The sequence below is a fragment of the Anaerobacillus sp. QJM3NY_17 genome (genome assembly GCF_056173665.1).
Map to the genome: position 1 here is coordinate 1,431,974 of NZ_CM149685.1, position 11,658 is coordinate 1,443,631.

Below are 11,658 nucleotides of genomic sequence, written 5' to 3' on the forward strand. Positions count from 1 at the left end.
ATGGGGATTGAGAAAACGGTTGTTCTATCAAACGGTGTTAAAATGCCTTATCTTGGTTTTGGTGCTTTTAAACTAAAAGGGGAAGATGCCTACAGCGCTGTTAAAGTTGCCATTGAAACCGGGTACCGCGGCATTGATACAGCTTCCTATTATGAGAATGAAGAAGCAGTAGGTCGTGCGATTAAGGATTCAGGAATTCCACGCGAAGAGCTGTTTATTACTTCTAAAGTTTGGAACGATGAACAGGGCTATAATGCAACGCTTGCTGCTTTTGAAAGATCGTTGGAACGATTGAGCACTGATTATCTTGATTTGTATTTAATTCACTGGCCAGTTCCTCACTTATTTCTTGAAACATGGCAAGCGCTAGAGAAGCTCTATCATGAAGGAAAGGTATGTGCTATTGGTGTTAGTAACTTTGAGACGCACCATCTAGAAGCCATTTCTCGTATCTCAACCGTCAAACCTGTTCTCAATCAAATTGAGTTACACCCTGAGTTAATACAGGGTGAACTAAGAGATTACTGTCGATCAAAAGGAATTCAGGTCCAGGCATGGTCACCGTTAAAACGAGGTCAGGTGTTAAAGAATCCGGTGATTCAAGCAGTTAGCGAACGTTATGGTAAAACACCTGCACAAATTGTTCTTAGATGGTGTCTTCAGCATCAGATTTTGTTGAATGTGAAGTCCTCCCATAGCGAGCGGATTAAAGAGAATGCAGCTATTTTTGATTTTAATTTAACTGATGAAGAGATGCTTTCCATCGATTCTCTTCATTCTGACAGCCGTATAGCGCATCATCCTGATAACCTGGACTTTTACGAAAGAACGGTGCCAGGTTTTAAGAAATCTGAATATACTTCTTCCTAAAAAAGACGCCTATAAAGGCGTCTTTTGCTATGTTCTAGCGGCCCCAAACGTCAAGTAGTGGTCCATTAACACCAAAAATTGGATCCGTTGCAGGTAATGGAACGTTCTCAATGTTATCGATGGCTTCTTTTCGTTCATCGGCTTTTCCTGTTCTAAGATCGTGGGGCATACCGTTTGGATAAGCCCCTACTACGCGGAAATCGGTCGAGGATGCTTCTTTTTTATGTCCCACACCAGCTGGAATGACTACGACATCTCCTACTGTGACTTCAACTGTCTTTCCGTTTTCTCCTCCAAATGTGATGGAAGCTGATCCTTCGATCACCCCAAGTACTTCGTGGCTGTTACTGTGATAATGATGGTAAGAAAACACGCCATTCTCCCACGCATTAGTCCAATTGTTTTCTTTGAAAATCTTCATACAATTACCGGGATGATCTAGCGCTCCTGGATAGAGAATAAGCGGATGGAACGGGTTGTTTGGAATGTTACCATCATCTTCAAACGTTATCGTTTTTATTTGGTGCTTTTCCATATGATCACTCCTTAGTCCTTTTGTATACGTTTTCGAGAAATTTGAAACATGTATCAGCGTTTAGGATATGACAATCAGGGAAATTATTTATCGAATCACATCTTCCCCCCTTAGAAATGTGATTTAAAAGTTGAGTATTATAGTTGACTAACTTGTCTATACAAGATAAACTGCATGTGTAAGCTAAACTTGTATAGACAAGATAGAATATAAATGAAAGCGGTTGAAAGGGGAATGTTCTTATGTTGAAAAAACTATTTGGTAAAAAAGAAAAGCCTTCAGAAGAGGTTATTTTCGCTCCTTTAAACGGAGATGTTGTTGAACTTGAAAAAGTTCCAGATCCAACATTTTCACAAAAAATGATGGGAGACGGTGTTGCGATTGAGCCAAAAGACGGAAAAGTCGTTTCACCAGTCAACGGGAAAGTAATCCAGTTCTTCCATACGAAGCATGCAGTTGGAATTGAATCTGAATCAGGTCTTGAAATTTTAATCCACGTTGGTTTAGAAACAGTTAACATGGGTGGAGAAGGATTTGAAGGTCACGTAAAAGAAGGCGACAAGGTAAAAGTTGGCGATCCTCTCATCACAGTTGATCTTGATCTTGTTAAGGAGAAAGCAGCGAGTACGATCACTCCTGTGATTATTACAAATGCTGATGTTCTTGAAAATGTTGAGAAGAAATATACAGTCGGCGCATCAAATGAGACTGAAATTATGACAACCAAAGTAAAAGGATAAAGTTATGAAGTTCCTAAGAGAGTGCGCTATACATCAACTCTCTTAGGATCTATCTAATTATTTCTAAGGGGGAAGAAAACATGGCGATTAATCGAGAGTCTGTCGAACAGATCCTGGAAGCCATAGGCGGTAAGGAAAATATTTCGACCGCAACACATTGTGTAACCCGTCTGCGTCTTGTTTTGCATGATGAAAGTAAAGTAGATACAAAAGCACTTGAAGAGAATGAGCTTGTCAAAGGTTCTTTTTCGGCGAATGGGCAGTTTCAGGTAGTTATCGGTCAAGGAACCGTTGATAAAGTATTTAAGATCTTTGCTGAGATGGCAGATATTGAAAGCGCGTCCAAACAGGACGTGAAAGATGCGGCTGCAAGTAAACAAAATATCCTCCAGCGCGGTGTGAAAACACTTGCTGATATTTTTATACCGATTTTACCTGCAATCGTAACAGCTGGTTTGCTTCTTGGGATTAATAATATTCTCACAGCACCGGATATCTTCTTTAGTGATCCACTTGTAGAGGTGTATCCACAGTGGGCAGATTTAGCGAGTATTATTAACCTGATTGCTAACACAGCCTTCGTCTTTTTACCTGGCTTAATTGGTTGGTCAGCAGCGAAGCAATTTGGCGGAAGTCCATTGCTCGGTATTGTACTAGGTCTTATTCTTGTTCACCCTGATCTCCTCAATGCATGGGCATATGGAGAAGCCGACGATATTCCAACATGGAATTTGTTTGGACTTGAAATAGAGAAGATTGGGTATCAAGGGCAAGTCTTGCCTGTTCTTGTGTCAGCTTATATATTAGCCAAAATTGAAACGTTTCTTAACAAGCGGATTCCAGATTCCATTCAAATGCTCATAGTGGCTCCTGTTGCCCTTCTTGTAACTGGATTCCTAGCGTTTACTCTTATTGGACCGGTGACATTCTGGATTGCGAATCTCTTAACGGATGGTTTTATTGGATTATTTGATTTTGCACCAGCTATTGGTGGATTAGTGTATGGGGCTTTATATGCGCCACTCGTTATCACGGGAATGCACCATACGTTCCTTGCTGTAGATTTGCAGTTAATCGGCAGTACGGGAAGCACATTCTTATGGCCGATGCTAGCACTTTCCAACATCGCCCAGGGTGCAGCGGCACTTGCGATGATGCTGATTACACGTAATGAGAAAACGAAAGGACTTGCAGGTACTTCGGCTGTCTCTGCTTTCCTTGGCGTCACTGAACCTGCGCTATTCGGTGTGAATTTACGCTTTAAGTTCCCGTTCTTTGCAGCAATTATTGGTTCAGCTGTGGCTGGTCTTGTTATTACGGTTAGTGGTGTTGAAGCGACATCGATCGGTGTAGGTGGTATACCAGGCTTCCTTTCAATCTTTAAAGAATACTGGGGTGCTTTCTTTATGGGGATGGCCATCGCACTCGTCGTACCATTTGTTTTAACATTCTTGTATGGGAAAGTTAGAAAAGTAAGCGAGTAAATAAAAAGGAGCGATATCATCAGGCACTTAAGCTGCTCCGATGGTATCGCCTTTGTTTGTTTTTTCAAGTATACAATTAGGAGTTGATTGATATGCAACAACCATGGTGGAAGAAGTCAGTCGTTTATCAAATTTATCCGAAAAGCTTTAACGATACGACTGGTAACGGTACGGGGGATATTCAAGGCATTATTGAAAAGCTGGATTATTTAAGTGAACTTGGAGTGGATGTCGTTTGGCTAACACCAATCTATGATTCACCTCAGAATGACAATGGATATGATATTCGAGACTACTTTAGTATTTATGAAGAGTATGGAACAATGGAGGATTTCGATCGTCTTCTTCAAGAAGCCCATTCAAAAGACATTAAGATCATTATGGATATCGTTGTGAATCATACGTCTACCGAGCATCAGTGGTTCGTCGAGTCTCGTAAATCAAAGGATAATCCTTATCGAGACTATTACATCTGGAAAGATGGCGTAAATGGAGCAGAACCAACAAACTGGCAGTCAAAATTCGGTGGTAATGCGTGGCAGTTTGATAAAGAAACCGGTCAATATTACTTACATCTTTTTGATGTCACACAGGCTGATCTTAACTGGGAGAATGAAAAAGTAAGAGATGAAGTGTATGATATGATGACATTCTGGTTTGAAAAAGGGGTCGATGGTTTTCGTCTCGATGTGATTAACCTTATTTCGAAAGATCAGAATTTCCCAAATGATGATGGTTCTGTAGCTCCTGGAGACGGACGTAAATTCTATACAGATGGTCCAAAAGTGCATGAGTATATGAACGAAATGAATCGCAATGTGTTTATGAAATATAACAGCATGACGGTTGGAGAGATGTCTTCCACAACGATTGACAACTGCATTAAATACTCTAATCCTAAGCGAAATGAATTGAGCATGACATTCAATTTCCATCATTTAAAAGTCGATTATCCTAATGGCGAAAAGTGGTCTGTAGCCGATTTTGATTTCCTAAAGCTAAAAGAGATTCTATCAACATGGCAGGCGGAAATGTATGAAGGTGGAGGCTGGAATGCCCTCTTCTGGTGTAACCATGACCAGCCCCGAATCGTATCACGCTACGGGAATGACGGGGAGTACAGACGTGAGTCAGCCAAAATGCTAGCGACAACAATGCACCTGATGCAAGGTACTCCGTATATTTATCAGGGAGAAGAAATTGGGATGACGAATCCAAAGTTTGATGCGATCTCATCTTATCGCGATGTAGAGTCGTTGAATATTTACTCCATTCTTAAAGAGGAAAAAGGGTATAGTGAAGAGGAAGTACTCGAGATTTTGCGTCATAAATCAAGAGATAACTCAAGAACGCCTGTTCAATGGAATTCAGAAGCTAACGCTGGGTTTACAACAGGGGAACCATGGATACCCGTTGCGAAAAACTATGAAGACATTAACGTCGAAGATACACTTAATGAGAGTCATTCAGTATTTGAACATTATCAGAAGCTAATCGCACTTAGAAAAAATATGGATTTGATCACATACGGTGACTATGAGCTTCTTTTAGCTGAACACCCACAGCTTTTCGCTTATGTAAGGAACGGTGAAAATGAAAAGCTTCTTGTGATCAATAATTTCTATGAAAGTGAAGTAACGTTTGAACTTCCGGAAGATGTGGAAGTAAATGGTTATCATGCAGAGGTTCTATTATCGAATTATGAAGACACCCCTAACACTTTCAAGAAAGTGTCATTGCGACCATATGAGTCGATTGCTTATCATCTAACTAAGGCAAGGTGAGTCTATGAAGCAAACCAAGTACCAGCAAATATATAATGATCTCTCTCTGAATATACAAAATGGTACCTATCAACCGAATACTAAATTACCTTCAGAACACGAGTTAGCGGAAGCGTACGGAACATCGCGAGAGACGATTCGTAAAGCTCTTAATTTGCTTTCTCAAAATGGTTTGATTCAGAAAATTAAAGCGCGAGGATCTGTCGTTCTCGACCTTAACCGTTATGAATTTCCGGTTTCTGGTCTTGTGAGCTTTAAGGAAATCTCTCAAAAAATGAATCGCTCTTCTCGTACTATCGTTCATGATCTAGAAAAAAAACTTCCGTCGAAATGGGTTAGTGAGCAGTTGGAGCTAAAAGACAATGCACAAGTATGGCATGTTGTAAGAGCTCGTGAAATAGATGGAGAGAAAATTATACTTGATCGCGATTATTTTCCAGTAGAATTTGTTCCAGAGCTCACAAAAACAATTTGTGAGAATTCGATCTATGATTATTTAGAGAATGACCTTGGCCTTGTCGTAAGCTATGCTAAAAAGGAAATTGTAGTGGAAGAGGCGGATGAAGAGGATCGTCTCTACCTGGATTTGCATGATTACAATCATGTTGTCGTGGTTCGAAACTACGTTTATCTAAATGACACCACATTAATTGAGTATACTGAATCAAGGCACCGGCTTGATAAATTTAGATTTGTTGATTTTGCTAGACGTGAAAAGCAATGAAAGAAGCGCTCCTATAATTAGGAGCGCTTCTTTATCTTACTGTCATATTGAATTCTCTTAGTTGACGAGTAATAATGAACAAAAGAGTTAGGTTGGAGAGGAGTCTTTCATGTGAGGGTTAAAGAAGAAAACATCTATCTTGTGAAAGCTGAAAAAGATCATATTAGTGCATTGAAATCATTCACTCTAGATGAAAGGCAGCTCGCTTTCACGTCGATGCCAGTCCCTGCATATGAGAAATGCCAGATCGATCATGATCGCTTTCCTGTGGTTATTATGGAAAAGGATCAGCCAGTTGGCTTTTTCGTTCTAGATCGTGGGGATGATACCTTCTCGTATTCAGATAATACTAAGGCCGTTCTGTTAAGAGCGTATTCAATCAATCGACCTGAGCAAGGAAGAGGGATTGCGAAAGCCTCTTTACAGCTGCTAGAACAGTTTGTAAAAAGGCATTTCCCTAATTGTCATGAAATCGTTCTTGGGGTTAATGAAGACAATGAAGCAGCTAAGAAGATTTATTTAGGAGCGGGGTTTATTCATACTAATAAGAAAAAGAACGGGCGCTCAGGGCCTCAGGCTATTCTAAAATATCCAGTTATATAGCTTCGTTCTTTGCAACTAAAAAGCCAGGAGAATTTACTCCTGGCTTTTAATACACGCTTTTTGTAGGCTATATTCTATTAAGAATGCTTGGAATTCTTCTTTAGTGACATAAGCTTCCATTGCTTCTTCCACGACAACATGCCATTCTTCAGGCAAATAAGCGTTTTCTTTCAAGACTCATTCCCCCCTGCGACAATAATGTTAACCATTTATGTATATTTGGTTAACATTATCATAGCGGTAGATCAATCGAATTGCAATATAAATTCCTCAGCGTAATTTGAAGGAGTCATTCTTTTTATAAAGAAGTATTTTAAAGGGCAAAGGAAGAGATAGAAAGGAAGATGGTAGTCTTGTGGAATGAAACTCTCGTAACTTCCATATTAAACATCGAATATCCGATCGTACAGGCGGGAATGGCCGGAGGGGTGACAACACCTCAATTAGTTGCTTCTGTATCGAATACGGAAGGCTTAGGCAGCTTAGGGGCTGGGTACATGACACCTGATCAAATGAGGGTCGCGATAAAAGACATTAAACAGTTCACGTCAAGGGCTTTTGCTGTTAACTTGTTTATTCCTGAGGAGGATCACTCCTCCAATGAAGTGGTGGAGCAGACGAAGCAGGTGCTTCAGCGCTATGCTACAAAACTTGGTATAGAAGACTATAGTTATAAAGAGAAGACTTTTTCGGTTTTAAAAAAAGAATACAAAGAAAAGCTTAAGATTTTAATAGAGGAAGATGTACCTGTATGTAGCTTTACTTTTGGAATTCCTTCAAAAGAGGATGTCCAGCAACTAAAGCGTAAAGGAATTATCCTTATCGGAACGGCAACGACGGTAAATGAAGCCATTATCAATGAAGAAAGCGGAATGGATCTTGTGGTGATGCAAGGGGCAGAAGCGGGTGGACATCGCGGCACTTTTGAAAGTGAAGTTGATTCTTCACTTGTCGGTATTTCCTCTCTTATCCCACAAACGGTTGATGTCATAAATATTCCTGTTATAGCGGCTGGTGGAATCATGGATGGACGAGGAATTCTCAGTATGCTTGTTCTGGGAGCTGGAGCTGTTCAGATGGGAACAGCATTTGTGACGTGTCAAGAAAGTGGGGGTCACCCTCTTCACAAACAAGCGATATTAACGAGCACGGAAGAACAAACAATGATCACACCCGTATTTAGTGGGAAGTCTGCTCGTGGTATAAAAAATGATTTTATGACCGAAATGACTGAATCTAACTTACCCATGTTTCCTGGTTACCCAGTGTTAAACACTTTAACAAAAGAGATTCGTAAACAAGCAGCTGAGCAAAATCATCCTGAATGGATGTCATTGTGGTCGGGGCAAAACCCACGGTTGAGTACTTCGAAATCCGCGGAGGAAATAATTCGAGATAGCGTCTCAGAGGTAAATAACATCATCAATAGGATTTCGTAATCAAGATACATCCAGCTTACTAACCATATCCAAATGAACGTGAAGAAGCCCTTCTCAAACTAGTGAGAAGGGCCACTTCAATGACTTGCATTGATAGGCCGGTCATCTGACAGCACCTTTTATTATGAAAAGATAATGACCGGCTGTATAATGAGTTTGGTCATAAATTCTGAATGAAATACCTGTTTGTTTAGAAAGATATCGGGGAAACGCAGAAGAATGAACAAGGTAATTTGAATTAGAACCAGGAAGGGTGTTTAGTCATGAAAGCAGTTGTGATTAACGAATTTGGAGCACCATCAAATTTTCGTATAGAAGAGCTCTCATCAAGAGAATTAAAAGCTGGTGAAGTGAGAATTAACGTGAAAGCAACAAGCGTTAATCCAGTGGATATGAAAATACGATCTGGTCAAGCAGAAGCGTTTGCTCCAGCATTTCCAGCCGTTCTACATGGAGATGTAGCTGGCATTGTGGAGGAAGCATATGAAGGAAGCGTGTTTAAAAAAGGTGACGAAGTATTTGCTTGTGCAGGCGGAGTAAAAGGCCTCGACGGAGCACTGCGTGAACAAATGATTGTTGATCAAAAGCTTGTAGCTAAGAAACCAGCGCGTTTATCTATGAAAGAAGCTGCCGCATTGCCGCTCATCTCTATCACGGCGTGGGAAGCGCTCATTGATCGAATCAATGTAAAGCCAGGACAAAATGTTCTTATTCACGGTGCGACAGGCGGCGTTGGGCACATCGCTATTCAGATTGCTAAATCACTAGGTGCCATCGTCTATACGACAGCTTCAACGAATGAGAAAATGAAGCTGGGTCAAGAACTCGGTGCTGATTACGCGATCAATTATAAAGAAACGTCTGTCGAAGAATATGTTAATCACTATACAGATGGAAAAGGTTTCGATGCTGTTTTTGATACAGTAGGCGGAGATAACATGGAAAAGTCATTTCAAGCAGTGAAAAATGGCGGCGACGTTGCCTGTATTGTTGGCAGTGGTGAACACGATATGACACAACTTTATGTGAAAAGTGCTTCGTACCATGGTGTTTTAATGCTCGTTCCGATGTTAACGAATGAAGGAAGAGAGCATCACGGAGACATTCTAAACCGCGTTGCGCATATGGTAGATCACGGCATATTAAAGCCGGTTTTGGATGAACAAAGCTTTACTTTTACTACGATCGGTGACGCTCATGCACGACTTGAATCAGGAAAGACGATTGGCAAAGTTGTTGCAGAAAATGATTTGACACATTCTTAAATATAATGTCAAATCACGAAAAGGAACCCATTCGGGTTCCTTTTCATATTGGTTAGTCAAACAAATGAACTAAAAAATAAAGCCATTCATGAGAGCTAATAGATAAAGAATTCGAAGATGAGTTCAGGCCGTTATTCAGTCCATTGAGAGACAAGCTCTTCGTTCTCTTCAACCCACCGCTTTGCGCCTGTTTCGGTGTCGTCAGCATTCTTAATCGTTGCCATTAGACTACCGAGTGAATCATCATCCATCTTCCAATTGTTCATCCACTTAACGATTTCAGGGTGATCGTCACTGAAATCTGTTCTTGTCATAAAGTAAATATCGTCCGCTTCACCATAAACATTTTTGGGATCTTCCAGGTACTTTAAGTCATATTCTGCAAAAGCCCAGTGAGGATTCCACAGCGTGACAATAATAGGTTCTTCGTCTTCATAAGCTTTCTTAAGCTCACTCATCATCGCTGGACCAGAGCTATCGACAAGGTCATAATTTAATTCATATTCATCAACAGCCGTTCTGCTCATTTCCATCAAGCTAGCGCCCGGATCAATTCCAACAATTTGCTCTAATCCAAGTTCGCTTTTTTTGTCGTTCAGTTCTTCTATACTATTGATATCCATATACGAAGGGACAACGAGGCCAAGACCAGTACCCTCATACCATGTTTCTTGCATCTCAACATCTTCTTTGTACTCTTCATATAGTGGCTTATCAGTCGTAGGTAGCCAAACCTCTGCTGCTACATCAAGGTCGCCCTGTGAAATACCAGCCCAAACTGGTGACTTTTCCATTGATTTTAGTTCAATGTCGTATCCTTTTTCTTCAAGTATCACTTTCCACATATTTGAAACGGCGATATTTTCAGCCCAGTTGTTTAATCCAAACGTAACCGTTCCTTTCGACTCTTCACTTTCTCCAGATCCACAAGCTGCTAGAATTGAAAGTGCTGCAATGACTAGGACTAAGATTCCTCTCCTCATAGATACTCTCCTTTTTCTTTCTTATTTTTTGTGCGAAAACGCACATGTTTTCTATCATAACAAATGTGTCACACTTTTGCAGGTTTATTACAGAAAGGAGACAGTGTATGATGAAGGTAGGGAGGGATGGGGATGATCACAATTGCAACAACGCTTATTGTTATTTTTCTTGTTATTATTTTAATTGGTACGCTAATGGTTGCCGGAAAAAGTGATCCTGGGTATGGGAAGAAAGCGAAGAATACAACGGTTACCATTTCCGCTATTTATCTTCTTGTAAGCGTTCTCGCTATAGCAGGCATTGCAGCTTATGTTTATTTTACGTAAACGCATCATTGTAACGAGAATGCTTCTTCAAAAACATTCGTAGTCAAAATGAAGACGTAATAGGATTGGCTGCATAGCCAATCCTATTTTGAAGCAACGAAAATCATTTCAGCTGCAAGGTAGCCGAACCGTAAACCAAAAAATAATAATACGAGACTGGCGGTTACACTAATCGCGCGGAGCGTTCGAGGTTTCATTAGTGATTTTCCGAAGTGGACGGTCATACAAAGATTGACATTCCAAAGGCCGATCCCAATGAAAACGAGTGCAGATAAGAAAAAGGCCTGCCATTTGTCTGGTTGTTGCAGTGAAACGCTAAGCACTGATCCGTAAATACCGAGCCAGAAAAGAAGGTTCATTGGATTAAATGCAGCGATCATAAAACCGGTTGCGTAGGAATGAAATAAACCCGTTCTTTCTTTGTCCTCGTCTTCATCAAGACTTACTTGAGATCGAAAGCCTTGAATCCCTGAAATCGTTAAGATAATGGCTCCGAGAATCATTAAACTAATTTGGACAATAGTCAGCTTAACAAAAGTTGCAATACCGAAGTACATCAAATACATGAGTACAAGGTCTGCACTCATTCCACCTGCTCCTACGAAGAGAGAAGACCAGAACCCTTTATGAATTCCTCGCTTCATGATTTCAATGTTTATTGGACCGAGCGGAGCAGCAATTGATAAGCCCAAGATAATGTGAGCAATAGCAATTTCTAGCATGGCGAGCAATCTCCTTTTATCTATGTATTCTGATTCAGGATAAATACTTTTGAGCAGGCTGTTGGAGTGGATAGATAGTTGATTTATTCGAATGAAGTGAAGGGTTCACTCGAATGAGCCAAACATCTAGAGATCATTAATCGTAACGAATGTAACCTTGAAATAAGGAATTCCTCTTTCTT

General features: G+C 40.5%; 13 protein-coding genes. 9 read left to right on the forward strand and 4 right to left on the reverse strand.

Translation table 11 applies throughout. From position 1 onward, the window contains the following. Positions 1-870: an aldo/keto reductase gene (locus AC0VYV_RS07730; RefSeq protein WP_475367078.1), complete on the forward strand. Its 870-nt coding sequence runs from the start codon at positions 1-3 to the stop codon at positions 868-870. Between the two features lie 34 nt (positions 871-904). On the opposite strand, the gene AC0VYV_RS07735 is transcribed toward AC0VYV_RS07730, so the two are convergent. Next, positions 905-1,405 carry a cupin domain-containing protein gene (locus AC0VYV_RS07735; protein ID WP_475368790.1) on the reverse strand — a complete coding sequence of 167 codons (501 nt, stop codon included), beginning with the start codon at positions 1,403-1,405 and terminating at the stop codon, positions 905-907. 242 nt (positions 1,406-1,647) lie between these two features. Between AC0VYV_RS07735 and AC0VYV_RS07740 the strand changes: the two genes are divergently transcribed. The 5 genes from AC0VYV_RS07740 to AC0VYV_RS07760 all read left to right on the forward strand — a co-directional run bounded on the left by AC0VYV_RS07740 (position 1,648) and on the right by AC0VYV_RS07760 (position 6,740). Further along, the gene (locus AC0VYV_RS07740) at positions 1,648-2,145 is read left to right on the forward strand and encodes a PTS sugar transporter subunit IIA (protein ID WP_475367080.1); all 498 of its coding nucleotides are present in this window, start codon (positions 1,648-1,650) and stop codon (positions 2,143-2,145) included. An 80-nt stretch (positions 2,146-2,225) separates the two neighbouring features. Beyond that, complete coding sequence (treP, locus tag AC0VYV_RS07745; RefSeq protein WP_194221023.1) at positions 2,226-3,629, forward strand: PTS system trehalose-specific EIIBC component; 1,404 nt, start codon at positions 2,226-2,228, stop codon at positions 3,627-3,629. A 92-nt stretch (positions 3,630-3,721) separates the two neighbouring features. After that, positions 3,722-5,413 (forward strand): alpha,alpha-phosphotrehalase, encoded by a 1,692-nt coding sequence (gene treC, locus AC0VYV_RS07750; protein WP_475368791.1) that lies wholly within the window; start codon positions 3,722-3,724, stop codon positions 5,411-5,413. A gap of 4 nt (positions 5,414-5,417) precedes the next feature. After that, positions 5,418-6,137, forward strand: a complete 720-nt coding sequence (gene treR / locus AC0VYV_RS07755) for a trehalose operon repressor (protein ID WP_303535999.1) — start codon at positions 5,418-5,420, stop codon at positions 6,135-6,137. A gap of 111 nt (positions 6,138-6,248) precedes the next feature. Beyond that, a complete protein-coding gene (locus AC0VYV_RS07760) occupies positions 6,249-6,740 on the forward strand; it encodes a GNAT family N-acetyltransferase (RefSeq protein WP_430242330.1) in 492 nt (163 codons plus the stop codon). Positions 6,741-6,773: 33 nt separating this feature from the next. On the opposite strand, the gene AC0VYV_RS07765 is transcribed toward AC0VYV_RS07760, so the two are convergent. Continuing rightward, positions 6,774-6,914, reverse strand: a complete 141-nt coding sequence (locus AC0VYV_RS07765) for a hypothetical protein (RefSeq protein WP_475368793.1) — start codon at positions 6,912-6,914, stop codon at positions 6,774-6,776. Between the two features lie 170 nt (positions 6,915-7,084). On the opposite strand from AC0VYV_RS07765, the gene AC0VYV_RS07770 reads away from it, so the two are divergent. Together AC0VYV_RS07770 and AC0VYV_RS07775 are read left to right on the forward strand one after the other, a co-directional pair. Further along, positions 7,085-8,179, forward strand: coding sequence for an NAD(P)H-dependent flavin oxidoreductase (locus tag AC0VYV_RS07770; protein WP_475368794.1), 1,095 nt, complete (start codon positions 7,085-7,087; stop codon positions 8,177-8,179). Positions 8,180-8,442: 263 nt separating this feature from the next. After that, entirely contained in the window at positions 8,443-9,444 is a 1,002-nt protein-coding gene (locus tag AC0VYV_RS07775; RefSeq protein ID WP_475368795.1) for a zinc-dependent alcohol dehydrogenase family protein, read from the forward strand. A 131-nt stretch (positions 9,445-9,575) separates the two neighbouring features. Here the strand turns inward: AC0VYV_RS07775 and AC0VYV_RS07780 are convergent, their stop codons facing one another. Then, the gene (locus AC0VYV_RS07780) at positions 9,576-10,427 is read right to left on the reverse strand and encodes a glycine betaine ABC transporter substrate-binding protein (protein ID WP_475368796.1); all 852 of its coding nucleotides are present in this window, start codon (positions 10,425-10,427) and stop codon (positions 9,576-9,578) included. A 132-nt stretch (positions 10,428-10,559) separates the two neighbouring features. Here AC0VYV_RS07780 and AC0VYV_RS07785 point away from each other — a divergent pair, with 132 nt between their 5' ends. Then, a complete protein-coding gene (locus tag AC0VYV_RS07785) occupies positions 10,560-10,754 on the forward strand; it encodes a hypothetical protein (RefSeq protein ID WP_194221031.1) in 195 nt (64 codons plus the stop codon). Between the two features lie 83 nt (positions 10,755-10,837). Here AC0VYV_RS07785 and AC0VYV_RS07790 read toward each other — a convergent pair whose 3' ends face one another. Next, the gene (locus tag AC0VYV_RS07790; RefSeq protein ID WP_475367086.1) at positions 10,838-11,476 is read right to left on the reverse strand and encodes a LysE family translocator; all 639 of its coding nucleotides are present in this window, start codon (positions 11,474-11,476) and stop codon (positions 10,838-10,840) included. Positions 11,477-11,658: the final 182 nt, after the last annotated feature.